This is a genomic window from Microbacterium sp. EF45047, from assembly GCF_028472845.1.
GTDB lineage: Bacteria > Actinomycetota > Actinomycetes > Actinomycetales > Microbacteriaceae > Microbacterium > Microbacterium neungamense.
On record NZ_CP069429.1, the window covers coordinates 824,892 to 851,416 of the forward strand.

Annotated in this window: 23 protein-coding genes; 11 read left to right on the top strand and 12 right to left on the bottom strand. The window is 67.5% G+C overall.

The features are described from left to right. Positions 1-2 precede the first annotated feature (2 nt). Genes JRG78_RS03900 through JRG78_RS03910 form a run of 3 tightly spaced genes read right to left on the bottom strand, consistent with a single transcriptional unit; the run spans position 3 to position 3,423 of the window. Positions 3-1,271, bottom strand: a complete 1,269-nt coding sequence (locus JRG78_RS03900; RefSeq protein WP_272653653.1) for a lipopolysaccharide biosynthesis protein — start codon at positions 1,269-1,271, stop codon at positions 3-5. Next, positions 1,268-2,191, bottom strand: coding sequence for a glycosyltransferase (locus JRG78_RS03905; RefSeq protein ID WP_272653654.1), 924 nt, complete (start codon positions 2,189-2,191; stop codon positions 1,268-1,270). Before JRG78_RS03905 ends, JRG78_RS03900 begins: the two co-directional genes overlap by 4 nt. Next, the gene (locus JRG78_RS03910) at positions 2,188-3,423 is read right to left on the bottom strand and encodes a glycosyltransferase (protein ID WP_272653655.1); all 1,236 of its coding nucleotides are present in this window, start codon (positions 3,421-3,423) and stop codon (positions 2,188-2,190) included. The genes JRG78_RS03905 and JRG78_RS03910 overlap by 4 nt, the downstream gene beginning before the upstream one ends. A gap of 20 nt (positions 3,424-3,443) precedes the next feature. Here JRG78_RS03910 and JRG78_RS03915 point away from each other — a divergent pair, with 20 nt between their 5' ends. Both JRG78_RS03915 and JRG78_RS03920 read left to right on the top strand, forming a co-directional pair. Beyond that, positions 3,444-4,316: a glycosyltransferase family 2 protein gene (locus tag JRG78_RS03915; RefSeq protein ID WP_272653656.1), complete on the top strand. Its 873-nt coding sequence runs from the start codon at positions 3,444-3,446 to the stop codon at positions 4,314-4,316. Further along, positions 4,313-5,209: a glycosyltransferase family 2 protein gene (locus tag JRG78_RS03920; protein ID WP_272653657.1), complete on the top strand. Its 897-nt coding sequence runs from the start codon at positions 4,313-4,315 to the stop codon at positions 5,207-5,209. The genes JRG78_RS03915 and JRG78_RS03920 overlap by 4 nt, the downstream gene beginning before the upstream one ends. Here the strand turns inward: JRG78_RS03920 and JRG78_RS03925 are convergent. From JRG78_RS03925 to JRG78_RS03935, 3 genes are read right to left on the bottom strand one after another with little or no spacing between them, the layout of a single operon-like run. Then, a complete protein-coding gene (locus JRG78_RS03925) occupies positions 5,199-5,615 on the bottom strand; it encodes a DUF2304 domain-containing protein (protein WP_272653658.1) in 417 nt (138 codons plus the stop codon). The genes JRG78_RS03920 and JRG78_RS03925 overlap by 11 nt on opposite strands. Continuing rightward, positions 5,612-6,355, bottom strand: a complete 744-nt coding sequence (locus tag JRG78_RS03930) for a glycosyltransferase family 2 protein (RefSeq protein WP_272653659.1) — start codon at positions 6,353-6,355, stop codon at positions 5,612-5,614. The genes JRG78_RS03925 and JRG78_RS03930 overlap by 4 nt, the downstream gene beginning before the upstream one ends. Positions 6,356-6,384: 29 nt before the next feature. Then, a complete protein-coding gene (locus JRG78_RS03935) occupies positions 6,385-8,628 on the bottom strand; it encodes a hypothetical protein (RefSeq protein ID WP_272653660.1) in 2,244 nt (747 codons plus the stop codon). A gap of 109 nt (positions 8,629-8,737) precedes the next feature. On the opposite strand from JRG78_RS03935, the gene rfbA reads away from it, so the two are divergent. From rfbA to JRG78_RS03970, 7 genes are all read left to right on the top strand, one after another. Then, the gene (rfbA, locus tag JRG78_RS03940) at positions 8,738-9,607 is read left to right on the top strand and encodes a glucose-1-phosphate thymidylyltransferase RfbA (protein WP_272653661.1); all 870 of its coding nucleotides are present in this window, start codon (positions 8,738-8,740) and stop codon (positions 9,605-9,607) included. Next, entirely contained in the window at positions 9,607-10,605 is a 999-nt protein-coding gene (rfbB, locus tag JRG78_RS03945; RefSeq protein ID WP_272653662.1) for a dTDP-glucose 4,6-dehydratase, read from the top strand. The genes rfbA and rfbB overlap by 1 nt, the downstream gene beginning before the upstream one ends. Before the next feature lie 3 nt (positions 10,606-10,608). Beyond that, entirely contained in the window at positions 10,609-12,024 is a 1,416-nt protein-coding gene (locus tag JRG78_RS03950) for a bifunctional dTDP-4-dehydrorhamnose 3,5-epimerase family protein/NAD(P)-dependent oxidoreductase (protein ID WP_272653663.1), read from the top strand. A gap of 122 nt (positions 12,025-12,146) precedes the next feature. Further along, the gene (gene glf / locus JRG78_RS03955; protein WP_272653664.1) at positions 12,147-13,283 is read left to right on the top strand and encodes a UDP-galactopyranose mutase; all 1,137 of its coding nucleotides are present in this window, start codon (positions 12,147-12,149) and stop codon (positions 13,281-13,283) included. Between the two features lie 41 nt (positions 13,284-13,324). Continuing rightward, the gene (locus JRG78_RS03960; RefSeq protein ID WP_272653665.1) at positions 13,325-15,217 is read left to right on the top strand and encodes a glycosyltransferase; all 1,893 of its coding nucleotides are present in this window, start codon (positions 13,325-13,327) and stop codon (positions 15,215-15,217) included. Positions 15,218-15,243: 26 nt separating this feature from the next. Continuing rightward, complete coding sequence (locus JRG78_RS03965; protein ID WP_272653666.1) at positions 15,244-16,047, top strand: ABC transporter permease; 804 nt, start codon at positions 15,244-15,246, stop codon at positions 16,045-16,047. Beyond that, the gene (locus tag JRG78_RS03970) at positions 16,047-16,784 is read left to right on the top strand and encodes an ABC transporter ATP-binding protein (RefSeq protein WP_272653667.1); all 738 of its coding nucleotides are present in this window, start codon (positions 16,047-16,049) and stop codon (positions 16,782-16,784) included. The genes JRG78_RS03965 and JRG78_RS03970 overlap by 1 nt, the downstream gene beginning before the upstream one ends. Before the next feature lie 16 nt (positions 16,785-16,800). Here JRG78_RS03970 and JRG78_RS03975 read toward each other — a convergent pair whose 3' ends face one another. From JRG78_RS03975 to JRG78_RS04000, 6 genes are all read right to left on the bottom strand, one after another. Further along, positions 16,801-17,697 carry a metallophosphoesterase family protein gene (locus JRG78_RS03975; protein ID WP_272653668.1) on the bottom strand — a complete coding sequence of 299 codons (897 nt, stop codon included), beginning with the start codon at positions 17,695-17,697 and terminating at the stop codon, positions 16,801-16,803. 50 nt (positions 17,698-17,747) lie between these two features. Next, positions 17,748-20,204: a CotH kinase family protein gene (locus JRG78_RS03980; RefSeq protein ID WP_272653669.1), complete on the bottom strand. Its 2,457-nt coding sequence runs from the start codon at positions 20,202-20,204 to the stop codon at positions 17,748-17,750. Positions 20,205-20,450: 246 nt separating this feature from the next. Next, positions 20,451-21,059: a hypothetical protein gene (locus tag JRG78_RS03985; protein ID WP_272653670.1), complete on the bottom strand. Its 609-nt coding sequence runs from the start codon at positions 21,057-21,059 to the stop codon at positions 20,451-20,453. After that, positions 21,059-22,018 carry a glycosyltransferase family 2 protein gene (locus JRG78_RS03990; protein ID WP_272653671.1) on the bottom strand — a complete coding sequence of 320 codons (960 nt, stop codon included), beginning with the start codon at positions 22,016-22,018 and terminating at the stop codon, positions 21,059-21,061. Before JRG78_RS03990 ends, JRG78_RS03985 begins: the two co-directional genes overlap by 1 nt. 47 nt (positions 22,019-22,065) lie before the next feature. Beyond that, positions 22,066-23,367: an O-antigen ligase family protein gene (locus JRG78_RS03995; RefSeq protein ID WP_272653672.1), complete on the bottom strand. Its 1,302-nt coding sequence runs from the start codon at positions 23,365-23,367 to the stop codon at positions 22,066-22,068. Further along, on the bottom strand, positions 23,364-24,818 hold the full coding sequence (locus tag JRG78_RS04000; RefSeq protein ID WP_272653673.1) for an O-antigen ligase family protein: 1,455 nt from the start codon (positions 24,816-24,818) through the stop codon (positions 23,364-23,366). The genes JRG78_RS03995 and JRG78_RS04000 overlap by 4 nt, the downstream gene beginning before the upstream one ends. Before the next feature lie 66 nt (positions 24,819-24,884). Between JRG78_RS04000 and manA the strand changes: the two genes are divergently transcribed. Both manA and JRG78_RS04010 read left to right on the top strand, forming a co-directional pair. Beyond that, a complete protein-coding gene (gene manA / locus JRG78_RS04005) occupies positions 24,885-26,003 on the top strand; it encodes a mannose-6-phosphate isomerase, class I (RefSeq protein WP_272653674.1) in 1,119 nt (372 codons plus the stop codon). A gap of 175 nt (positions 26,004-26,178) precedes the next feature. Then, complete coding sequence (locus JRG78_RS04010; protein WP_259607745.1) at positions 26,179-26,496, top strand: WhiB family transcriptional regulator; 318 nt, start codon at positions 26,179-26,181, stop codon at positions 26,494-26,496. Positions 26,497-26,525 lie beyond the last annotated feature (29 nt).

The following is a 26,525-nucleotide window of genomic DNA, read 5'->3' on the forward strand; positions in this document are numbered from 1 at the left end:
CATCACTGCCCGGTAGCGGCCAAGGCTCGCAAAGCCGTCCGGGACCTGTAAAGCGCCAACCCGACCGAGGTCGAAGCAAGCGCGAGGACAGCTCCCGGCACACCCGCCAGGGTGGTGCCGAGGACGACGCCGGCCATGCCTCCGACGGTTGCCACTCCAGCCGACAGCGCCAGTTCACGGGAGCGGCCGATCGTCACCAGCACGGCCAGGCCCGTGACCTGGCTTATCGCTTCACCGGCGAACCCGACCCCCATGACGAGGCTCAGCAGGATGGGGACGGCGATCGCGCCCTGCGACAGAAGGACCGATGCCCACGGCGCGCAGACAGCCATCGCGATGCCTCCGGCCAGGCCGATTCCGCACGACACGAGGATGGCGATCCGGGACCGGGACGCAAGGTGCTGACGCCCCGCCTCCGGGACCCATCCCTGGATGGCCTGCAGCACCGGCGCCAGCACGAGCACCGCGTACCGTGAGAGTCGATCGATCAGGGCGTACAGCGGCACTGCTGTCGGCGGGACGATCAGAGAGACGATGACGATGGGCAGAGTGCTTGTGATACTGCCGGTGAACGTCGCTGTGAAGCCAGGCAGTTGATCCCGCCACAGCGTGCGCAGCCCCTCTGACCGGTCGACACGCCAGTCGCCGTCTTCCGGTCGTGTGGCGACGTACATCCATGAGAGAAGGACGCCGATGACAGCAAACAATGCGGTAGCCGCGACGTATACCAGCAGCGAAGGAAGGAAGATCACGCCGATCAGTCCCGCCACCTGCCCGAGGATGGCGGGCAGCGCATCGAACAAGAACAACGCAACGGGCCGGTTCGTGCCGATGAAGTACCATGCGGCACCCACCGCCGGTGCCGCTGAGGTAAGCATGGCGAGGGCGGCGGCCAACGGATCGGTTCGCGCGATGAGGGTGGCCGCGACACTGCCGATGAGGAGAGCAGGCAGCAGAATGATCACCCGGGCGCGCACGGACGTGGCGAAGAATGTCTTCCTGTCGGCGGCCGGCAGACCGGCGACCGTGCTCGGTCCCGTTGCCCCCCACCCGAAGCCGACGATGACCGCGAGGAACTGCGCGATCGCCTGAAGGACGGCCAGACGCCCCCACGTCGTGTCGCCGATGGTGCTGATCAGCACCGGGATGGAGAACACCCCGACGAGGGTTGACAGAATGATCGATAGTGAGAACAGCAGAGAGCGTCTCACGAGTTCGTGGCCCACGGCGCGGCGCGCTCGTCCACGACGTCGATCCCGTTCGTCGGTCATTCGACTTTCCTGCCGAGCAGTGCCAGCCGGGCGGCCAGATCGGACCGGATCCGTCCACCCACTTCACGCCTGCCATCACGGAAGCCTTCTCGCAGCGCAAGGAACTGTGCCCGACGATCGCCTGCCACCAGGAAGCCGCCGAGAATCATTGATGCGAGCTTGCGGTTTCGACGCCACATCCAGCGGCGTCGTTCGCGTGCGTACCTCCGGTGCAGGATGACGGAATTGCGGACCATGTAATAGGTGCGGAACGGAGAGTGATAGAGCAGATGACGGCGGCGCCCGCGTAAGACCAGCTGTCGTCCGAAGACGGTGAACGGGACGAGGGTGCCGAGTTCGTGACCGATGTCGGTGTGCGGTATCAGCACGTACCGAGAGCCGGACCGCCACGCGCGAAGTGTGTACTCGGTGTCCACGGCGTCGATGAACAGCGATTCCTCGAACGGTCCGAGGCGCTTCCATGCCTCCATCCTCAGCACTTGACCTGCCTGAATGGGGTCGAAGGGATGGCCATCAGCGTCGATGAGCACCGCGTGTCCTCCGGCGCTTTCTGGGACGGCTCCGACAGGATTCTCTCCCGCCGCGATCGAACCCGCGAGTGCCTCCATGGCGGCAGATACGTATCCGTCTGGGACCCACGAGTCCTGGTCGAGGGTCAGGACATGTGAAGCCCCGTACTCGTGAGCGAGGTCGATGCCGACATTGAGCGCGTGCGCGATGCCAGAGTTGTCCTCGAGTTCGACGACCCTCACACGCGGATCCTCGAAGCCCAGAGTCGACGTGGTCGCCGTGCCGTCGTCAACGAGCACGACGAGGTCTACTTGCTCGAGCAGGCGATCCACACGATCGCGCAGGGCCTCGGGTGCGTGAAAGGTCGGTATGACGGCCGCAACGACGGCACGCCCAGCAGGATCGGTCACCTGGGCTCCTCCTCGATGAGTTCCTGATACAGCGTCGTGAGACGTGAGCGGAAGGCTTCGAGCCCGTAGACGTCCCGCGCCCATTGCCGGATCCGGACTTCTCTGCTCCGGTCAGGGTCGCCGAGCGATTCGATGATGCCGCGAGCGAACTGCTGTGGATCGTCCGTGATGCATCGGATCGCATCGTCGCGTTCGATGCCCTCGGCGCCCACTGTCGTGGACACGACGGGGATGCCGCGCAGCAGGGCATCGATCGTCTTGAACTTCACGCCCGCGCCGTTGTGCAACGGAACGACCACGACATCCGCGGCATCGAGGTACGGTTCCATTGTCTCCACGAAGCCCGTCACGGTCACGCCGTCGGACTCCTCTGCCAGTCGACGCAGGGCGGCGCTCGGGTGTGCGCCGACGATGGTGAACCGCGCTGAGGGCACGGCGGAACGAACCGCAGGCCACACCTCGCGCAGGAACCAGCGCGCGGCTTCGTCGTTATCGGGTCGGTTCATGGCGCCTGAGAACACGACAGATGACGACGATTGCCGGCGAGCGGTCGGCGCATCCGGGATGGGGAAGCCGGGCCGGATGACAACCGCTCGGGCAGCCGGGGCAAGATCGCGGACGAGAGTTGCGTCCTTCTCGCTGAAGACGATCACCCGATCGACGGACGTGAATGTTCGACGTTCGCGTCTGGCGCTCAGCCGTGCGGCGACCCGGTAGGCGAGGCGCGCGAGCGGATGCGGAGCGGTGCGAGCTGCCCGTGACCATCGCTGAGTGATGACATCGTGGGCGACGACGACCAGACGCGCGCGAGGAGCGGCTGCGCGCACGATCGGTGCGAGACTGCCCATCTCCGACCACTGGAACTCGACGATGTCGGCCGAGGTGAGGAGATCGTGAGCCGCACGGCTGCGTCGGAGAGCACGAGCGAACCACGCGTGGGCGGCGCTGCCTCGCAGCAAGGAACCGATGTCAGCCAGGAGCTTCAGCCGGTCCTTGGACGTCGGGCCATGGCCGGACAGGAGAAGCAGCGGGCCTTCCGCGCCCTTTGTGACGGCCTCACGGTTGAGTCGGGACGCCGGAGCCACAGCGGTGAGGGCAAAGCACGCGCGCAACGCCCGAAAGTGCTGGAACGCGTATTCGCCGCCGGCGTGCGCGATCCCGGCATACGGAATGTACTTCGTCACACTGGCGACGGATGGGCGGTCGTCGTCCACAGGTGCGATCGGATGCATATCAGCTAGCCTAGGCGTCGATGTCCACGACGAACGACGCCGCAGCCTCCACACGCGACTATGCGGCGGTCGTCATCGCCTACCGGCGTCCCGACCTTGTGATCGCCGTGATCGAGCGACTCCTCGGCCAGCACCGGCGGCCCGACATGATCATCGTCGTGGACAACGGTGGCGACCTCGACGAATCGGCACTTCCGCGAGGTCGCGACCAGCCCCTCCTCGTGCTCCGCCGACCGGACAACCCCGGGTACGCGACAGCGGTGAACCTCGCGGCGGAACATGCAAGAGCCGCCGGAGTCGATCACCTTCTGGTGCTCACCCACGACGCCGTCTTCACGTCGACACTCGCGGGAGCCCTCCTCGAGGCTCTGGCGGCGGATGCCATGGCCGGGTGCGCCGCGCCGACGCTGCGCTGGGTGTCGCGCCCGGATAGGGTGTTCTCTTCCGGCGGCGTGCTCACCCGCGGAGGCAGAGCCTTCCACCGCACCGACGACGTCACGACGCCCTCGCGCGCCGTCCATTGGGTCGACGGCGCCGTCGTGATGTACCGGCTGGCCGCTCTCGCAGACATCGGTGGTCTCGACGAACGCTACTTCCTCTACTTCGAGGATGTGGACACCGGTTGGGCCCTCGCCCGCCATGGCTGGCGGACGCTGGTGATTCCGGAGGTGGCGCAACAGGAGCCAGGCGCTCACCCGCTCCGTCTCGGCTTGCGGAACATGGTGCTCTTTGCGCGCCGAGCGGGACTGGACCTCGTCCCGGCGGCGTTCGCAGTCAGTCGTAGAGCCGCCGAAGAACTGTTCGTGGCACTGCGCCGTGAACGCCGACTTCCGATCCGCGAGGCGATCGCAGGGATCCGGGACGGCCTGGCAGGCAGGCAGGGTAAACCGTGAAGCAGGTGCCCTCGGTCGATATTGTCCTTCCTTACTACAGCCCGGTCGAACGGGCCTGGCCATCCATCTCATCCGTGCTGGCTCAGACACGGCGGGACTGGCGTCTTGTCGTCGTCGATGACGCGTATCCGGAGAACGGGGTTCGGGACCGGCTCCATGCTCTTGGAGATTCGCGTATCCACTACACGCGAAACGAGCGCAACATCGGGCTGGCCCGGAACTTCAATCGCTGTCTCGAGATGGTCGAAGCGCCGTACTTCGTCATGCTCGGCGATGACGACCTGATGCATCCCCGGTACCTGGAGAGCGTCCTCGAGCGGATCACCGCTCATCCTGACGCAGATATCGTGCAACCCGGCGTCCGCGTGATCGATGGATCGGGAGCACCCGCGCTGCCGATGGCTGACCGGATCAAGAGCATGTTGCGCCCGCGCGGGGGCCTGGAGGGCATCGCGTTGACCGGCGAGGCACTGGCCGAAAGTCTCATTCGGGCGGATTGGGCGTACTTCCCGTCGCTCGTGTGGCGCACGGGATCAGCGCGCGCACACGGGTTCCGCGAGGAGTACGAGGTGGCTCTGGACTACGGGCTGCTCCTCGACATCGCACTGGACGGAGGGACGATGATCGTCTACGACGACATCGTCTTCGACTACCGTCGGCACAGGGCTTCAGCCTCGTCCACGACGGCAGCATCTGGACTGCGCTTTGCGCAGGAGCGAGCCTTTGCGCTCGAGTATGCCGAGAAGTTCGCTCGGCGCGGCTGGTCGCGTGCCGCTCGGATCGGCCGTCGCCGTCTGATTTCGCGGGCGCATGCTGCCTCGGAAGCTGCCGCCGCCCTCCTCGGTGGTGAGGTTCGCCGCGCGATGACGCTCGCAGGGTTGGCTATTCGCTGAGCTCCGCGGAGGGTGGACCCATGCAATCGCTGGCATCGGGGCCACGGGTCGTATCCAGGCGATCGACCCGCGCCGTGAGCCGCTCCAGTTCCGTGCGGGCGAGTGCCGCCTCTTCTGCGACACGCCTGATCTCCTCTTCGGCATGCGAGAGTTCCCATGACAGATGCAGCGCGACGCCCAGGAGCAGAACGATCGCCAGCGCGAAGAGCAGGTTGACGGGCAGCTGGACTCCCAGCAGTTTCGTGGCGCCCACCAACAGCCCAGGGAACAATCCAAGGATCAGCACGCAGAGAGCGATAACGATCCACATGACCGCGTACTTCTCGCGCAGACGGCGCGCGAGGAGCATCCAGAAGACCGCCGCCAGAATCGCGACCGCCATGCCGATTCCGAGCACGACGATCATTGGGCCTCCATTCGGGCGAGCGCTCGCGCGCGGCGGGGTCCGCGCATCATGGCGAGCGCCAGTGCGAATACGGATCTCAGAAGGTAGACCGTCGCGCCCAGCGGGCCCTGACTGGGACTGCCGTGCGCTCGAGGTCGCATGGCGACGGGCACCTGAGTGACGACGAGCCCCGCGTGACACGCGGCGACCAGAGAATCGATGGTGTCGCCAAGGTATTCAGCAGGGTAGTACGCGATGTACTGCGCTATCGCGCGACTGTTCGCGGCTCGGAAACCGCTCGTGACGTCGGTCAACCGCGTCTTGGCGAGCCGCGAGACCGTACCTGCGAGGAACACCATCGCCCATCGCCTCGGGCCGCGGACACTGTAGTCGCCGACGTCCGCGAATCGGGCACCGATCGAGATGTCGGCGTGCTCGAGCCCCGCGAGTACGCGCGCGATGTCGACAGGGTTGTGCTGGCCGTCGGCATCGACCTGAATCGCACGGTCGTAGCCGTGGCGGCGTGCGTAGGTGAAGCCCGTTCGCATCGCTCCGCCGACGCCCAGATTGAAGGGCAGTGAGATCACGGTCGCGCCTGCTGCGCGAGCGACGTCGGCAGTCTCATCATCGGAACCGTCATCGACCACGACGACGTCATAGGACGGGTCGGCCTGCCGAATCTCGGTCACCGTGTTCCCAACGTTGCGCGCCTCATTCCAAGCGGGCACGATGACCAGCACGCGGTCGGGCGGTGTTGTCATAGTCCTCTCAGTGTACTGGTCCGACCTGATCAGTCGGCCGGGGTCCCGACCGGATAGGTCGCGGCGTCCTCCTTGTCGATGACCAGAATCTCGGGAACGACACCGCCATTGAGCTCCCGGAGTTCCGTCTCAGTCCGGACGTGATGAAGCTGCGCGGCTTCGTATACGTACACCTCCGGAGCATCCCCGATCCGAACGAACTGCCCTTCCCGCAGCAGAGGGGTTCCGAATCGATAGGTGTGGATGTAGTGCGCCTGCAGAGATTGGATTGGGGGCACCCGGCCGTTGCCCAGTCGCACCAGCGTTGCGTAGTCCTGAACATGATGGAGCACCCCTCCGCTGCGGTGCCAGTAGACGGCACCCTGACCGGCGAACTGCACGAACACGTCGTTGGACAGAACGGGACCCGCCGTGCCCACCCACGATGCCGTGGCGGGCTGCCAGGTTGAGATGTGCAGTGCACGGTTGCCGTTCAGTTCCACCAGCCGCGCGTAGTCCTGCACGTGGCGCAGTCGCCCCTGCTGCAGGAGGAACACCTCTCCTCGCCCTGCCTGCTGTACGAACTGATTCCCCGAGAGGGTGGAGGTGGTCCGGGGGAGCCAGCCGCAGTCCTCGGCGGTCAGCTGGGCCGGAATGAAGCCGGTCGTGTCCGTTCCGGAGATGGGATCCAGGCGTCCGCTCGACGCGAGATAACGCGTGCTGCCGCACGCGACGACAGGTGACAGCGCGCCCGTGCGGAGCGGTGCGCTATGGATAGCACTCGGAGGGACCATGACCATGCGGGTGGCTCCGGCCTCAGCAGCCAGAGACAGGTTGGGCACCCACACCAATGCACCCGAAGACAGCGCGAGGTACACCTCTGGCGCCCCTTGCGTGCGCACCAGGCTGTGCCGGGCGAAGACCGGCGTGCCTTCCGGGATCCGGGCGAACGCTGCTGGATCCACGGAGGCAACATAGCCCGGAGTGCCGGCGGAGACCTCTTGCCAGGCCTCGATGCTCGAAACGTAACGGCGCTTGCCGGCTTGGACCACGTTGATCTCGCTCGCGCTCCCGGACCGGATGAAGGCCCCTACGTCCGCTCCACGAGAGAAGCGATCGACGAGCGCTGGCTCAAGGTTGACGTAGGCGTTGAACGCGTAGCCGAACAACGCGATCTGAGCCGCGTTGTCGAACCGGTGCCGGGTGCCGTCCGCCTCGAGAAGAAAGAGGGTGCCGGAGCGAGCGTCATGCACGTACCGGCGAATGCTCGGTCCACTCGGGATGGCATCCAGGGCACCGGGCGAAACGGTGACGGCCTCACCGAGGGCCGAACGGAACGCGAGATAGTCCTCCCAGGCGACGACGTGGCTCTTCACACCGGCGTTGATGAGGTACATCTCCGCTTGACCGGACGCACGCACGAGGCCGCGAGCGGGTACGCCACCGCCCCGCGGGTCACCGAACCAGTCCTTGAAGTAGTTGTAGAAGTTGCGATTGCCGTAGGCCGAGCAAGCATCTCCGATGCCGTAACCGGCGCGCAGGGCCGCCGCATTGGGCTGATACGGCGTGTAGTAGTAGAGCGCCGACGTAGCCGAGTTCTCGATGTACACGGGGGCGGATCCGCAGGCCCGCTCAGGGTTGTACAAGATGTTCCACGTCTTGCCAGGGGCGTACCAGGTGAAGTATCGACCCTCTGTGTAGATCTTCATCTGTCGGCCGGCGCCGTAGATCTGATAGAAGAACCCTGCGAACTGCGGATCGCAGGGCGCCGTGTCGGGGCACCCTTGGCCAAGCGCCTTCGTGTAGCGCCAGTCGCTCGGCCACGTGTGGGTCACCAGGCTCTGCTCTTTCTGGAGCATCACGATGAAGACCTGAGGATTGATGCCGCAGGACTGTGCAACGCGATAGATGATCGTGGCCGCCGACTCGTTCGGAGCGCCGGTGTAGCCCTTGCAGTACTGGTCGGCGGGGCGGTTCGGCGTGTTCTGGCGGTAGTCCTTCAAGCAGGTGTACCCGGACTGGCAGTTCTGGACCTTGCTCCGGAAGAAGGCGTCGATCTCTCCGGCCGTCATCGTCATGCTGTCGAAGAACTTGGCGTCCGAGATGATGTTCCCGGCACGGAATCCATCGGTGACGAGGGTGCTCGTCGGACCCAAGGTGGCCGTCCGAGTCGTGGTTGATCCGCCTGTCCCTGTTGCCGCTGACACACCTTCCACAGGTGCCACCAGAACAGAAGCGGCGACGAGCACCGACACGAGGATGCTGATCAGCGGGAAACGGCGCACACGACTCACCTGGCCATTGTGGCGTATAGACACAGATGATGCCAGTGTTACCAGTGTTGTCAATGATGTCGATCCTGTCTGGCAGGACACGCCGAAACCGCTGTGGCACGATGGACGGGTGAAAGGCATCATCCTCGCCGGCGGCTCAGGCACGCGGCTGCATCCCATCACTCTTGGCGTTTCTAAGCAGTTGATCCCGGTCTACGACAAGCCGATGGTGTACTACCCGCTGTCGACGCTCATGCTCGCCGGCATCCGGGACATCCTCGTGATCACGACGCCTCACGACGCGCAGCACTTCGAGCGCCTGCTCGGCGACGGCTCGCAGTTCGGCGTCGACATCAGCTTCGCGCAGCAGCCCTCGCCGGACGGCCTCGCCCAGGCCTTCACGATCGGCGCGGACTTCATCGGCGATGACAAGGTCGCCCTCGTCCTCGGGGACAATCTGCTCTACGGCCCGGGCCTCGGGACGCAGCTGAAGCGCTACGCGGACATCGACGGGGGAGCCGTGTTCGCCTACTGGGTGGCCGAGCCGAGCGCCTACGGCGTGGTCGAGTTCGACGCGGACGGCCGCGCCATCTCGCTTGAGGAGAAGCCCGCTGCGCCCAAGAGCAACTACGCCGTCCCCGGCCTCTACTTCTACGACAACGACGTCGTGGAGATCGCGCGCGGACTGCAGCCCAGTGCACGCGGCGAGTACGAGATCACCGACATCAACCGCGCCTACCTCGAGCGGGAGAAGCTCCAGGTCGAAGTGCTGCCGCGAGGCACCGCGTGGCTCGACACCGGCACCTTCGATCAGATGTCGGATGCCGGCGACTACGTGCGCACGATGGAGCGCCGCACCGGCCTGCGCATCGGGGTGCCCGAGGAGGTCGCCTGGCGGCAGGGGTTCCTCTCCGACGACGAACTGCGCGAACGTGCGGAGAAGCTCGTGAAGTCGGGATACGGCACCTACCTCCTCGAGATCCTGGAAAGGGGACGCTGATGGCTGAGCTCCTGGTGACCGGCGGGGCCGGCTTCATCGGCTCGAACTTCGTCCACCACGTCGTGGAGAACACGGACGATCATGTGACCGTGCTCGACGCCCTGACCTACGCCGGCAACCGCGCCTCGCTGGACGGCCTGCCCGAGGACCGGGTGCGGTTCGTGCACGGCGACATCACCGACGCCGAGCTGGTGGACGAGCTGGTCGGCGAGGCGGATGCGGTGGTGCACTACGCCGCCGAATCGCACAACGACAACTCCCTGCACAGCCCGCGGCCGTTCCTCGACACGAACATCATCGGCACCTACACGCTGCTGGAGGCCGCCCGGAAGCACGACACCCGCTTCCACCACATCTCGACCGATGAGGTGTACGGCGATCTCGAGCTCGACGATCCCGAGCGGTTCACCGAGAACACGCCCTACAACCCCTCCTCGCCCTACTCCTCGACGAAGGCGGGCAGCGATCTGCTCGTGCGCGCATGGGTGCGTTCCTTCGGCGTGCGGGCCACGATCTCGAACTGCTCCAACAACTACGGGCCGTATCAGCACGTGGAGAAGTTCATCCCGCGCCAGATCACGAACGTGCTGCGCGGCATCCGGCCCAAGCTCTACGGAGCCGGGCAGAACGTGCGGGACTGGATCCATGCCAACGATCACTCGTCCGCCGTGCTCACCATCCTCGAGAAGGGACGCATCGGGGAGACGTACCTGATCGGCGCCGACGGCGAGCGGAACAACAAGGAGGTCGTCGAGCTGATCCTCACGCTGATGGGACAGCCGGCCGATGCGTACGACCATGTGACCGACCGCGCCGGGCACGACCTGCGCTACGCGATCGACTCGACCAAGCTGCGCACCGAGCTCGGCTGGAAGCCCGTCTACCAGAACTTCGAGGAAGGGCTCGCGGTCACGATCGAGTGGTACCGCGACAACGAAGCGTGGTGGGCGCCGTCCAAGGACGCGACCGAGGCGTTCTACGCGTCGAAGGGACAGTGACGCGTGGCGGAGCTGGAGTTCGGCAAACAGCTGTCGGCGACTCGCACGCCGATTCCGGGGCTGGTCGTCTTCGACCTCCCGGTGCACGGCGACAACCGCGGATGGTTCAAGGAGAACTGGCAGCGCGAGAAGATGACCGCGCTCGGCCTGCCCGACTTCGGACCGGTGCAGAACAACATCTCGTTCAACGACGCGGTGGGCACGACGAGGGGCATCCATGCCGAGCCGTGGGACAAGTGGGTCTCCGTCGCGACGGGGCGCATCTTCGGCGCGTGGGTGGACCTGCGTGAGGGGCCGACGTTCGGGACCGTGTTCACCACCGAGCTCGACCCCTCCCGCGCGATCTTCGTCCCGCGCGGTGTCGGCAACTCGTATCAGACGCTCGAACCCGACACCGCCTACACGTATCTCGTGAACGACCACTGGTCGCCGGAAGCGGAGTACGCCTTCCTCAACCTCGCGGACGAGACGGTGGGGATCGACTGGCCGATCCCGCTCGACCAGGTGGAGGTGTCCGCGAAGGACAAGGCGCACCCGCGGCTGGCGGAGGTCGCGCCGATCGCGCCCCGCAAGATCCTCGTCACCGGGGCCGGCGGCCAGCTGGGACGCGCACTGCGGCAGGGGCTCGGCGACCAGCCGCACATCGAGTACGCCGGACGCGCGGACCTCGACCTCACCGACCCGTCCTTGGCCGGCGCCCGGCGGTGGCGCGACTACGGCACGATCATCAACGCCGCGGCCTACACCGCCGCCGATCTCGCCGAGACCCCGGACGGCCGCCGGGACGCGTGGCGGGCCAACGCGGATGCCCCGGCACGCCTCGCCCGGATCGCCGCGGAACACGGCATCACCCTCGTCCACGTCTCCAGCGACTACGTCTTCGACGGCAGCAAGGACGGCGCATACGCCGAGGACGACCCGTTCAGCCCGCTCGGCGTCTACGGGCAGTCGAAAGCGGCGGGGGATGTCGCCGTGGCGACCGCGCCCCGGCACTACATCATCCGAACCTCCTGGGTGATCGGGGACGGGAAGAACTTCGTGCGCACCATGGCGTCCCTCGCCGAGCGCGGCGTGGACCCGAAGGTCGTCGACGATCAGATCGGCCGGCTGACCTTCACCGAGGACATCGCCGGCGCGATCGTGCACCTGCTGGAGACCGGTGCGCCATACGGGGTCTACAACGTGACCGGCGATGGCCCGGAGCAATCCTGGGCGGACATCGCACGCGAGGTGTATCGCCAGACCGGTCACGACCCGAGCAGAGTGACCGGGGTGACGACGGACGAGTACTTCGCGAACGCCGAGGGCCCCGTCGCTCCGCGCCCGAGAAACAGCGTGCTGGATCTGTCGAAGCTTCGCGCCACCGGCTTCGTCCCGGAGTCCGCGGTCGCTTCCTTGGAGCGATACCTTCGCGGATGAGCGAGAGTTAAGTCGGGTTCCCAGGGTCATCCGGAGCCGAAATGTAGACTGAATCGCGTACCCCGCGCGCGCAAGACGCGCCGCGGGGGTTCGCTTGCGTTCGACAGAAAGCAGTCTCGTAAATGGATCTCCTCGTCGTCGGGTCGGGTTTCTTCGGCCTCACCATCGCCGAACGCGCCGCCGAAGCGGGCCGCAAGGTCACCGTCATCGAGCGGCGCTCGCACATCGGCGGGAACGCGTACAGCGAGGCCGAGCCGGAGACCGGCATCGAGGTGCACCGCTACGGCGCGCACCTGTTCCACACGTCGAACCCGACCGTGTGGGAGTACGTGAACCGCTTCACCACGTTCACGAACTACGTGCACCGCGTCTACACGACTCACAACGGGGTCGTCTACCCGATGCCGGTGAACCTGGGGACGATCAACCAGTTCTTCCAAGCCGCCTACACGCCCGACCAGGCCCGCGCTCTGGTGAAGGAGCAGGCGGGCGAGTTCGACGTCAAGACGGCCCAGAACTTCGAGGAGAAGGGCATCGCGCTGGTCGGTCGCCCGCTGTTCGAGGCCTTCTTCCGCGACTACACCGCCAAGCAGTGGCAGACGGATCCGCACAAGCTCTCCGGCGACATCATCAGCCGCCTGCCGGTTCGCTACACCTACGACAACCGCTACTTCAACGACACCTGGGAGGGGCTGCCCACCGACGGGTACACGGCCTGGCTCGAGCGGATGGCCGACCACCCGAACATCGAGGTGAAGCTCGACGTCGACTTCTTCGACGAGTCGCAGCCGCTGAACAAGAAGGCGACGGTCGGGCAGCTCCCGATCGTGTACACCGGCCCGGTGGACCGCTACTTCGACTACGCCGAGGGCGCGCTGAGCTGGCGCACGCTCGACTTCGAGCAGGAGGTGCTGAACGTCAGCGACTTCCAGGGCACCAGCGTCATGAACTATCCCGACCTGGACGTGCCCTACACCCGCATCCACGAGTTCAAGCACTTCCACCCGGAGCGCAAGGAGATCTTCGCTCAGGACAAGACGGTCATCATGCGCGAGTTCTCGCGCTTCGCCGACCGGGACGACGAGCCGTACTACCCGGTCAACACGCCCGCCGATCGGGAGGGCCTGCTGGCCTACCGCGAGCTGGCGAAGGGGGAGAAGGACGTCCACTTCGGCGGCCGCCTCGGCACCTACCAGTACCTCGACATGCACATGGCGATCGGCTCGGCGCTGTCGATGTGGAACAACCAGCTGTCATGACGCAGGTCGAGATGTCAGACGAGGCGATGACGAAGGATGGAATGAAAAGCTACGTTGCGGTCAATCACACCGTCTTCCCCGTCGAGGGAGTGGCCGAGGTCTCGGCGCTCTACGTGGACACCGGAACCGGTGACGGGTCGCAGCCGGGGGAGGCGTACGAGATCCTCGGGCGCCGGTCCATCCGGATCTATGCGCACAAGCGGGTCTCGCTGAGCACGTACTTCAACTCCTTCCCGGCCAGCTACTGGCAGCACTGGACCCACGCGCGCAGCGTCAGGCTGGTCGCCACGGTCGAGGGCCGCGGACTCATCTCGGTGTACAAGTCGAGTGCGCGCGGCCGGGCGTCCGCGCTGGCCTCGAAGGCGTTCCACGACGAGACGGTCAGCTTCGACCTGCCGGTGACCTCATTCATCGACGGCGGCTCCTACTGGTTCGACATCGCAGCCGGGACCGACGACGCCGTGCTCGTCTCCGCCGAGTGGCAGGTCGAGACGCCGCCCGAGTGGAAGCCGGGCAAGACGACGGTCGGCATCACCACCTTCAACAGGCCCTCGTACTGTCTCAACCAGATCATCGCCGTGGGCCAGAACGAGCATGTGCACGAGGTCCTGGACCGGGTGATCGTGGTCGACCAGGGCACCGACCTGGTGTCGGACCAGCCGGGGTTCGCGGAGGCGGCGGCCCGCCTCGGCGAGAAGCTCAGCATCGTGCGGCAGCCGAACCTGGGCGGGTCGGGCGGTTTCTCCCGTGCCATGCTCGAATCCCTGGAGTCGGTGGAGAGCGACTACGTGCTGCTTCTCGACGACGACGCCATCTCGGAGCCCGAAGCCATCGTACGGGCGGTCCGGTTCGCCGACTTCGCGAAGACCCCGACCATCGTCGGCGGCGGGATGCTGCACCTCGACGACCGGTCCGTGCTGTACACGCAGGGCGAGGTGTGGGATCAGCGCAAGTCCTGGATGCGGCCGTCCGGCGCCAGCGAATACGACCACGATTTCGCTGAGGAGCCGCTCCGCGAGACGCCGGAGCTGCATCGCTACCTCGACGCCGATTTCAACGGCTGGTGGATGTGCCTCATCCCCACGACCATCCTCCGGGAGATCGGGCTTTCGATGCCGGTGTTCCTGAAGTTCGACGACATCGAGTTCTCGCTTCGCGCGCGAGAGCGCGGCTATCCGACGGTGTGCCTCCCCGGCGTCGCCGTCTGGCACATGGCGTGGCATGACAAGGACCCCACCCGCACGTGGGAGGAGTACTTCATCCACCGGAACCGGGTCATCACCGGTCTGCTGCACTCCCACGTCCCCAACGGCGGCTACCTGCCGCTGCATGCGCTCCTCGGCGACATCAAGCTCCTCTTCATGCTGCAGTATTCGGCCGTGCACCTGCGCCACGAGGCGCTGCGCGATGTGTTCGGCGGTCCGAGGAGACTCCCCGCTCTGCTCCCGGCGAAGCAGGCCGAGATCCGTGAGCTCCGCAGCACGTTCGTCGACTCGAAGGTCGTGGACGATCTGACCTCGCTCCCGCCGGTGCGTCGCTCCTCTCGAGCGCTCCTCGGGCGCGTCACGCGCCCGACCAACCCGATCGCGGCGATCGTGCTGGCCGCTCGGGTCGGCATCCGCCAGCTGATCATCAAGCAGACCCCGGGCAGCCGTCGCAACCCCGAGCGGATCATCCCGGCGCAGGACATCACCTGGTGGCGCTTCGCCGACATCGACTCCGCCCTGGTCACCTCCCCGGACGGCATCGGCGTCGCGTGGTATCAGCGCGACCGGGGCATGATGCACAAGTACCTCTGGAACAGCATCCGGCTGAACCTGCGTCTTTGGCGCCAGTGGAAGCGGCTCGCCGAGATGTACCAGAAGCAGATGCCGGAGGTCACCTCGCCCGACAGCTGGCGGGCGACGTTCACGTCTCTCGGCACCGCCGACTGACGCCCGTCGAGCGAAAGCGGCACGTCATGCGGACCGGGGTCAGCACCACGACGTTCGGAGCGCCGGGCACTCCTCGGCGCTACCTGCATTCGCTGTGGCTGCTCTCGGCGCGCGACCTCCGCGTCCGCTACGCCACCAGCTTCCTGGGATACCTGTGGTCGGTGCTCGACCCCCTGGTGATGAGCGCGATCTACTGGTTCGTCTTCACGCAGGTGTTCGACCGTGGTGTGGGGGAGGAGCCGTACATCGTGTTCCTCATCACGGCCCTGCTGCCGTGGGTGTGGTTCAACACCGCCACCTCGGACTTCACCAGGGCGTTCCGCAGGGATGCGAAGCTGGTGCGCTCCACCGCGATCCCGCGCTCGATCTGGATCAACCGGATCGTGCTGAGCAAGGGGGTCGAGTTCCTCTGCTCGATCCCGGTGCTCGCCCTCTTCGCGATCATCTTCCCGGCGCCGGTCGGCTGGGGTGCGCTCTGGTTCCCGGTCGCCATCCTGCTGCAGACGATGCTGCTCGTCGGCCTCGGGCTCCTGGTGGCGCCGCTGTGCGTGCTGTTCACCGATCTCGAGCGGACCACAGCGCTTATCCTGCGCGCGCTGTTCTACGCCTCGCCGGTCATTTACAGCGTCCGCGACCTGCCGGAGCCGTTCCACACGATCGCGGCGTTCAATCCGCTGTCGGGGATCTTCACGCTGTACCGGATGGCGTTCTTCCCTGATCAGTGGCAGCCGCTGCCGGTGCTCGTCAGTGTCGTGATGAGCCTCGGGTTCCTCGTCCTCGGTCTGTGGGTGTTCCGATCCCTCGAGCGTCCGGTGCTGAAGGAGCTGTGATGACGGCGGCGATCGAAGTCCGGGATCTCGGCGTGCACTTCCGGCGGAACCGCCGCGGGCGGCGCAGCTTCAAGGACCTGTTCGCCGGGGCGCAGCGGCGGTCCCGTCCGGGGGAGTTCTGGGCGCTGCGCGACGTGAGCTTCACGGTGCAGGCAGGGGAGTCGATCGGCGTCGTCGGCCGGAACGGCCAGGGCAAGTCGACGCTGCTGCGTCTGGTGGCGGGCGTGCTCCTGCCCGACGAGGGCAGCGTGGCGGTGCACGGCGGCGTCGCCCCGCTGATCGAGCTCACCGGCGGCTTCGTCGGGGACCTGACCGTGCGGGAGAACGTGCGGCTGACCGCGGGTCTGCACGGCATGACGCGGGCCGAGGTGAACCGCCGCTACGACGACATCATCGCGTTCGCCGAGCTCGCCGGTTTCGAGGAGACCCCGTACAAGCACCTCTCGAACGGCATGAAGGTGCGATTGGCCTTCGCGGTCGTGTCGCAGCTGGAGGAGCCGATCCTGCTCGTGGACGAGGTGCTCGCCGTGGGGGACAAGGCGTTCCGGGAGAAGTGCTACCGCCGCATCGACGAGCTCCTCGCCGAGGGGCGCACCCTGTTCTTCGTCAGCCACAACGAGCGCGACCTGCGCCGCTTCTGCCGGCGCGGCCTGTACCTCGACAAGGGATCGCTCGTGCTGGACGCCCCGATCGGCGAGGTGCTCGACCGGTACAACGCCGAATACGCGACCCGCTGACAGCAGCGGGACGGAGTCATCGCTCGCGACGGGTGACTTCGAACGTTCTCACAACCGTTCCCAGTCCGCCATCGGGAGCCCGGTACTCCAGCGTGAGAGCCCGAGGAGTGGAGGTCACCAGCAATGCCCCGGGACCGCTGACACAACCGGTGCTGGTTGGATCCAGCGCGGCAGGGCAGTCCCGCGCGATGTCGGAGGCTCCGACGCCGGCCACGAGATAGGTCAGACCGTCGACGTGAAGCTCTTCGAGGACGTGCTGATGTCCGTTCACGATGAGGTCGGCTCCCCACTCCCCGTAGTTCCAGCCGGCCTGTGGCCGCATGGCGGTGTTCGCCTCGTGTGGTCCCGATGTGAAGGGCGGCCGGTGGAAGATCACGATGCTCCAGTGGTCGGGATGTGTCTCGCTCACGTCGGTGAGCGCTCGCTTGAGCCACATTCGTTGCTTTTCGAGCGCGTCACCCTGTGTCTCGCTGTCGATCATGAAGAGGTGCACGTCTCCTGTGGCGACCTGGTACCACGTCGTCTTCCCGCTCCACGGCTCAAGATACGAGAAGTAGTCACGGTACGCCTCGATCCCCGCACCTTCGTTGTCGTAGTCGTGGTTGCCAGGCACGGGGAAGAACCGGGGTCCGCCCGGGCCGGAGAGGAATCGCCCGTAGTAGTCGTGCACCGACTGGATGAACGGCAGGCAGTTCGCGGTGCCCTGCGTGTTATCGCCCGCCGTCGCCACGAGACTGACCGACCACGTCATCACCATGTCGGCTACGGCGCGGGAGCCGCTGTCGCAATTGCCGTAATCGGTGATGATCGCGAAGGACGCAGAATCGATGACAGTCGGAGACGGCGTTGGGTCCCGTTCCGGCTGCCCGCTGCTCTGCGTTCCGCAACCGGCGAGAGCGACCACCGCAAGCACGAGGAGGAGGGCAGTGCGGAGGTGTCTCGGTCTCGAGCAGCCGTCCCTATTCACGTCTTCGGGACCAACCGGAACTCCACGGCCTCGACCCGAAGTGCTCGTCCCACCGTGCCCGCTGTCTGACCGTCGGACACCCACGGCTGCCAACCCACGTTCTGGACGTGGGCGCGGTATTCGATCCGGAATCGCGCGGCCAATTCGCCGGTCAGGGTGACCTCGAACGCCTCAAGACGCAGGGCCCTTCCCTGAGTGCCGATCTCACCGGCATCCGTCCAGGGCTGCCACCCTACGTTCTGGACGTGGCCGCGCCACGACAGCCCGCCCTGATACAAGGTGCTCGACGGAGAAAGCCGCAGCGCCTCGACCCGCAGCGACTGACCCGTCGTCCCGGCGGTTGCGCCGTCCTCCACGGTCGGAGTCCAGCCGAGGTTCTGGACGTGCGCACTGTACGAGGCCGAGAAGACATGCTCGGGCGGCGCGCCCGACTTCGTCAGCAGGCGCACTTGCAGCGCCTCGATCGCTCGGCTCTGCCCGGTCGTGCCCGCCGAAGCGCCGTTCGACACCCACGACTGCCAGCCGATCCCGGACACGTGTGCGCGATACGAGATGTCGTACGAAGCGGCGAGGTCGCCATCCAGCTGCAGGCGCACCGCCTCCAGCCGGAGGCCCTTGCCGGTCGATCCCAGAGGTGCAGTGGAACCCCAGTCGGCGCTCCAGCCGATGTTCTGGATATGAGTCTTGGCGAAGATGCCACCGCCTCGCCCCATCGGGTCGATGATCGAGAGATCGACGGCCTCGAGGCGCAGCGATCTCCCGGTGGTCCCGACGATCTGTCCCGAGGTGACCGGATTCATCCAGCCGATGTTCTGCACGTGCCCGCGGTAGCCGAGCGTCGGCACGTCTCCGTAAGCGCGCTCCATCAGGAGCACACGCTCGGTGAGCTTCGTCCGCAGCTGCGTGACTTCCTCCCCGTAGCTCGGGGCGTAACGCTTTCCCTCGACCGGGTTGAGGAGGTTGAGACCTCCGAGGATCGGCCACGTTTCGAAGTTCGCCGCCGCCGACTCGGTTATCGCCGTCTCGTACTCGGCTGTCTTTGCGACCAGATCGCCCACGATGCTGCCGACACCCGACTTCCACAGCTCATTGGCGCGCTGGACGAATCCCGGTGCGCGGACGAGATCGTGGTACCAGGCGTTGCTCGGCTGCAGACGGTGAGGTGCTCGGAGCAGTGCAGCGTTCTTCACGTACTCGGACTGCGTGTCCGCTCCGAGATGCTCCGACTTGTCGTAGTTCCAGAGACTGCTGTCGAAATCCCAGACGGGGCCGGCGTGGAGCTTGTCGGACGGGCCGTCCTTGTAGAAGTACACGCTGGAGGCGACGATCTCCGGGTTCTGCGTGAGTTCGTGCACGAAGTAGAACTTGACGAAAGAATCGACGTCGATCAGCGAGGTGATGGTGTCCCAGTCCGGCGAGTCGGATCGGAGCGCATGGTCTAGCGCGTCGATGCTCGCCTGGATATCGTCCCACCCGGCCTGAGTATCGGCGGGCAGAGGATCCGGAAGGTCCGGTACCCCCGATTTCGCGTCCTTCAAGGTGAAGAGCGTGCTCGATGCCTGGCTGCGATGCCAGTGGTCTTCAGCCAAGCCGTAGTTGTTGTCCAGCTCGACCAGGACGCCGCGCGAGTCGGACATCTCCACGCGGTTGGACTTCACCTCGACCTTCTCGGAGATGAGGTAGTTCCCCAGGTACGTCCCGTTGACCCGAAGGTCCACCCACCGGGACGCGGGCGAGAAAGGCAGCCCGAGCGCCTCGGCGAGGTCGTAGGCCAGCTTGTTGCGCATGAGAGTCGCGTCGGCGTGATTCGCCAGAAGCACCCATGTCTTCGCTGAGCCCATGCCGAGGACATCGGTGCTCGACGGGAACTTGATCTGGTACGGCTTCTTCTGAAGCGTCCAGGTGAAGTTGCCGCGGCCTTTGAACTCCCCGGATGCCTGGGGCGGGAGAGAGTGGACACCGGTCGGGTCCGTGAGTCCGATTGTCGCCGTCGCCTCATTGTCTTTGCTCTCGTGCACCCAGGAAAGGGTCTGCCCGGGCTCGGTCAGGGTGATATCGAGGGTCGGGAGGTTCGACGTGACGGATGCCGGGGCAGCCTCACCCGACGTGGCGCCCGCTTCCGGCGCCGGCGCGGCGGGTGTGCTCGGTGCCGGCGTCGGAGTCGTCGTCGTTGACGGTTCGGGAGTCGGGGTGATCGTCTCCGCAGGCTGCGTCGTCTCGGAGGGTGCGGGGGCTTCTGATGGCGGCGTCGTCTCCGACGGCGCCGGCCCGGGAGTTTGCGTTTGCGGCACAGTGCCGGGTGTCGCGGGTGCCGGTGAGTTGGTGGACCGAGACGTCTCCGAGGAGGGTGGACTGTGTTCCTCGGCGGCGACCATGGGAGGAGCGGCGATGAGGAACGCGGTGATCACCGCGATGGTTCGCAGCGCTGCGAAGGTCGTGAGTTTCTGCGGCACGAGAGCCCCGTTCGTGTGCGTGTCACTCGGACTCACGCCACGTCCGTGTGACCTGTTGTGATCGGGACTCAGCGCTGGCACCCGACGGCGGCCTGCCGAACTCCCCAGAGAACATGTGGCATGGCCGCAGCGAGACGCTGAACGTACGCTGAACCCCAGCAGCGTTCGCGTCAGCCTAGCGGCGTCCGCGACTGTTGACAATGGTGATGACGGCTGACGCGCAGCGTCAGATCCCTTCGCCTGGCTTCAGAGGCCGACAGCCGAGCGCAACGAGTGGACCGCGTCGCGCGCGGCGCCGACCGCACCCGACACGTCGCCGCCCTCGTTCGCGGCCGCCCGCACATCCTCCAGGCGCGCGGAGTACGCCGCGACCTCCTCCCGCCAGCTGTCGCCGAGGGAGGCGGGCGCGACGGCCTCGAACAGCCACTGCGCATCGTTCTGCAGGGTGTCGACGATCGAGACCGTCTCCTGCCCGCTCGAGCCGGCGGCGAGGTCCAGCCCGGTGAGGGCGTCATCGAGGCGCGGGCGCACGTGCTCGCGGAACGTCGCCATGTCGGGGTCCGCCGGAGGCGGCGGGCTCGGCACGGTGGTCGGCTCCGGCTCCGGGGCCGGTGTGGCGGTCGGCGTGGGCTCCGCGGTCGCGGTCGGCGAGGGGCTGCTCGTCGGCGTTGCGGTCGACGACGGCGAGGGCGACGGGTCGGCCGCGGGATCGCCCTTGGGCAGGAACATCCAGAACAGCGCGCCCGCGATCACCACAGCGAGCAGCGAGAGCAGCACGATCAGCCACAGCCGCCGCCGGCCGCGACGGCGGTCCGGCGGGAAGACCCACTCGTAGACCGGCTGCTGCTCGCTCATCACGCCTCCAGCGCCGGCATCGGCCGCCAGGTGCGGTCACGGCCGATCCGGCCGCCGTCGCGCAGCCCGCGGAACAGGTTGCTGGTGCCGCGGATCGTGCGCTCGACGAAGAACAGGCGGATGATCTCCTTGAAGAACGTCGCCGTCGTGCCCAGGCCGAACAGCACCGGGTTGTACACCCCGTGCACCCGGTAGTAGTGCTTGATGTATGCCCGGTTGCGCATGATGTAGTAGCGGTACGCGTTGCTCGACGCGTTCATGTGACGGATGCCCATGTCCCACTGCTTGATCTCGCGCGTGCGGCGCAGCACGAACTCGTTCACGATCACGGCGGTGGTGATCCGCGACGCGAGCCACCCGTACACCTGGTCGTCCCAGTAGATGAAGAATCGGGGATCCGGCAGGCCGATGCGCTGCACGATCGACCGGTGGATGAACATGCCCTCGAAGCATCCGCTGTTCATCTCCTTGAACCCGGACGCGTCGAACTCGCTCGGCGCGAACGGGATGGGGATGCCCATCCGCTCCGCGATCCGGTACTGCCAGTAGAACGCGCTGCCGTCGTAGTCGTAGCGGCGCCCCTGGATGCTCTTGAAACGCGACGACCACTTGCCCATCTTGGCCAGGCCGTCGGGGAGCACCTCGACGTCGTCGTCCATCAGCCAGATCCACTCCGAGCCGAGTTCGTACGCCGTGCGCATGCCCTCGCTGAACCCGCCGGAGCCGCCGGTGTTCGTCTCCAGCCGCCGGTAGACGATCTCGCTGCCGAACCCGTCGCGGAATCCCTCCACGACCTCGGCCGTGTCGTCGGAGGAGGCGTTGTCGATGATCACCACGCGGCCCGGCTTGGGATCCATCTCACGGATGCTGGTGAGCAGCCCCGACAGCAGATGCGAGCGGTTGAACGTGACGATGACGATCGAGGCGGTGGTCGGATCGAACGTGGAGTCCTGGGGCACGAAGCAGAAGCCTACCCGTCCGCGCCGTCAGAAGTCTGGGGCCACGCCTACGGCTCCTCGTGCCTGAGGGCCGTGATCGTCCCGGTGTGCGCGGCGTCGATGGTCTCCCGCCACGACCTGCTCTGCCCCGCCCGCAGCGCGCACAGCACGAACAGCATCCACCCCGCGCCGGTGAGCGTGAAGCTCTCGAACATCGACTCGACCGCGAGGGTCGCCAGGACCAGCGGCGTCCACGCGTAGACGACCGAGCGGCGTGCGCTCGCGACCAGCCACGAGCGCACCACGGCCACCCCGCCCAGCACCAGGAAGAGCACGAGGCCGGCGGAGCCCAGCTGCAGCAGGACGTCGAAATAGGCGTTCAGCGCCGTGCCGTGGGCGTCGTCGAGCAGGAAGTTGATGTACGTGTACGGGTACTCGCCGCGCGGCCACGGGCCCACCCAGCCCCAGCCGAGCACCGGCTGCTGGGCGACGAAGTCGAGGATGGTGTTCCACAGGTCGGCGCGGGTGGAGAAGTCCGAGCCCGCGTCCAGGAAGCGGATGATCTGGTGCCGCAGCGCGAAGGCGAGCGCGAGTCCGGCCAGCACGAGCGCGCCGAGCGTCCACTGCACCATCGGCCGGCGCTGCGGCGCGGCGTGCCGCACCACCGCGAGGGCGCTGCTGGCGATGCCGATGGCCGTGGCCAGCACGACCACCGAGGGGGAGGAGGACAGGAAGGCCAGCAGCGCCGCCAGGGAGACCGAGGCGACCCCCGCCGTCCGCGGCACGGACTGGGTGCGCCACTCCACCGCGAACGTCACCAGCGCGATCACGGCCACGAAGCCGAGCATGTTGCGGGTGCCGAACAGGCCCTGGATGGGCCCGCCGAGGGCGAGGTTGCCCTGGATGCCGAGCAGCGGGATCGGCATGTCGAGGAGGATGCCGGCGAGCACCTCGACGCCCAGCGAGATGCCCAGCAGCCAGCGCAGGGTGTCGCCGAGGGCGCGCACCGTCTGCAGGGTGTCGCGGACGTGGCCGATCGTGATCGCGATGATCGCGTAGCCGCACAGCGTCAGCCAGCCCGCCAGCGTCTCGCTGCGGTCGCCGCTCCACAGCCCGCTCACCAGGGCGAGCGCGAGGAACGCCAGCAGCGAGGACGGCGCGAACCGCAGCAGGGTGAGCTCCTCACGGCGCACGAACAGGATCGCGGCGCCGGTCAGGGCGAGCAGGCCGATGATCGTCGCCAGGGTGACGGTCGAGGTGAGCCGCTCGATCGCGAACGAGGAGAACGCGGCAGCCAGCGCGGTGAGCGTGTAGGCCCGGGCCAGCTCGGCCGAGGCGAGCGTCTCGCTCAGCTGCCGCATCCGCGTCATGGCACCCGCCGCGGCGGCGCCCCGTGAGGGCGCAGCGTCCCGTCGCCGATGAGCGGGGTCCGCTCGCTGAGACCGACGCCGACCAGCGGCACGGTCTTGATCTTGAACGAGAGCAGCACCAGCAGCATCCAGCCCCAGAGCATGATCGGCGCGGACTCGGCGATGCCCTCCACGAGCAGCACCGCCACGAGCAGGGTCGGCAGCAGCGAGACCGTGGCGTACGGGCGCTGGTCGTCGAGGTCCCAGCGGGGGCGGTCCACGGCGAAGAACCACGCCCGCCAGGCCAGGGCGAGCCAGGCGACCGCCATCAGCACCACCCCGATCGCACCGAGCTGCAGGAACACGTCCAGCCACATGTCGTGGGCGTGGAAGACGCTCAGCCCGTGGTCCTCGATCCACCCGTCGAACGCCGGATCCCAGGGAACCCACGGGGACGAGAACCCGTGCCCGGCCACGGGGCGCTCCTGCGCGCGCTGCCACACCCGCTGCCAGATCTCCAGGCGCCCGGTCAGATCCGACCCCTTGCCGAGGATCGCCAGCAGCCGATCCCGCAGCAGCCATGCGGCGAGGACGCCGGCGGCGCCGACCGCCGCGACCACGAGGTACACCGTGCGCCGCTGCCCTGGGCCCGTCGCGGCGCGCATGGCGAGCGCGGCGGCCAGCACGGCGACGGCGACCACGGCGCTGACGTACACGGTCGCGGAATCCGCGCGCACCATCAGCACGGCCGCGAGCAGCATCCACACCACGAGCGCTCCGCGCCGGCGCCCCTTCGCGGTGCCGCGGAAGCGGTCGGCCAGCAGCACGCCGAACACGATCAGGGCGAACAGGCACATCATCGCGAGGGTGTGGGCGTTGCCCACCACGCCCTGGATCTGCCCGCCGTCGAACAGGTTGCCGCGCACCCAGTACAGATGCGGGTCGATGTGTCCCTCCGGCTTCTCGACGAAGTTCGGCAGCAGCGGATGCCGCAGCACCAGCGCCACCCACAGCTCGATCGCCAGGGAGAGGCCGAGGATGAGCTTCAACGTGGTCGCCAGCGCGCGGACGACCTCCTGCCAGGTGAGCATGGTCGCGATGAACAGCGCGCTCACGGTCACCGCCGCCAGCAGCACCCAGGTCAGCGCCGTCGCGGCCGGCCACCGCGACCACAGCAGCGACAGCAGCGCGAAGGCCACGTATCCGAGGGCGGTCCAGGGCAGCCGCCGCCAGGGCAGCCGGGTCGGCATCCGGCGGACGATCGCCACCACCCAGAGCGCGACCACCCCCGCCGTCATCACCCCGAGCACGACGGCCGCTCCGGCGACCCCGAGCAGGTTGTACACGGCGGTGTGCGCGAACACGCCGAACAGCGCCAGGACGCTCACCCCGCGCACCAGCAGGTGCCCGGTCGTCTCACGCGGAGGCGCGGAGGGCCGGGGAGCCACCGGATGCTTCGTGTAGAGCGCCATCGCGTTCAGGCTACCGCGCCCGTCATGGCGCCCGCCGAACCCGCCGCGGCCTCGTACGCTGGGACCATGCTGCTTCCGCTGACCAACGTCCCGCGCGACTACGCCTGGGGTTCGACGACGCTGCTGGCCGAGCTCGAAGGGCGCGCCCCGACCGGTGCCCCCGAGGCGGAGGTGTGGTTCGGGGATCATCTCGGCGACCCGGCCGACGTCGCCGGCGGCGGCACGCTGCACGACGTCACCGGCGGCTCGCTGCCGTACCTGCTGAAGCTCCTCGCCGCCGGCGCGCCGCTGTCGATCCAGGTGCACCCCACCGAGGAGCAGGCGCTGGAGGGCTTCGCCCGAGAGGCCGGCCTGGACCTGGACGACCCGGCCCGCAACTACAAGGACGACAACCACAAGCCTGAGCTGATCGTGGCGCTCAGCGAGCGGTTCGAGGCCCTGTGCGGACTGCGCCCGGTGCCGGCGACCCTCCGCCTGCTCGACGCGTTCGGCGACCTCCCCGCGGCCGCGGAGCTGCGTCGCAGGCTCACCGCCGGCGGCGACGTGCTGCGCGACGTGATCGGCTGGCTGCTCTCCGGCGAGGCGCAGCCGGTCGTCGACGGGCTGATCGCCGGTCTCGGCTCCGCGCAGTCGGAGGAGTTCGCGGCCGAGCTCGAGGCGGCGCGCGGCATCGCCCGCCGCTACCCTGGCGACCCGGGCGTGGTGGTGGCCCTGCTGATGAACTTCGTCGTGCTTCGCCGCGGCGAGGGGCTGTTCCTGCGCGCCGGCCTGCTGCACGCGTACGTGTCCGGGCTGGGCGTGGAGATCATGGCCGCCAGCGACAACGTGCTGCGCGGCGGCCTGACCTCCAAGCACATCGACGTCCCCGAGCTGCTCCGCATCCTGGACACCGCACCCGGGCCGGTGCCGGTGCTGCGACCGGCCGCGCACGGCGCGGTCACCGAGTACCCGGCGCCGGTGCACGACTTCGCGCTGCGCCGCATCGAGGTGGACGGCGAGGAGCGGGTCCGCATCGGCGGTCCGGCCATGGTGCTCGCCACGGCGGGCTCGGTCGAGGTCGCCGCCGACAGCGTCGCGCACCCGCTGCCCGTCCCGGTCGGCACCGCGGTGTTCGCCTCCGCCGACGAGCACGCGCTGACCGTGCGCGGCCGCGGCGAGGTCTTCGTCGCCCAGCCCGGCGCCTGACGCTCCCGCCGCCCCGAACCCGCCGCCGCCGGAGGCGCGACACGCCGGAAGCGCGTCAATGAACCTTCAATGGCCGCTTTAGGGTTTACGATCCGCGACTTGACCGGAGCGAATCACACGAGTGTAATTAGGGGGAACGGCCCGCGGGGGGCAGAGACAGGGTAGGGAGATCGAGATGACGGGTTACCGCTCAGACGTTCCCGAGAACTGGTTCGTGGATCCGGTCCATCTCGGAGTCCCGGGCGTTCGACGCAGCACGCCGGAGGACGACAACGCCCTCGCCTGGCAGGCCGATGCGCTGTGCGCCCAGACCGATCCGGAGGCCTTCTTCCCGGAGAAGGGCGGGTCGACCCGCGACGCCAAGCGCATCTGCAGTTCCTGCGACGTCCGCGGCGAATGCCTCGAGTACGCGCTGAACAACGACGAGCGCTTCGGCATCTGGGGCGGGCTCAGCGAGCGCGAGCGCCGCAAGCTCAAGCGCCGCGCTGGCTGACCGCTTGGCGGGCGCGCCGCACGGCCTGA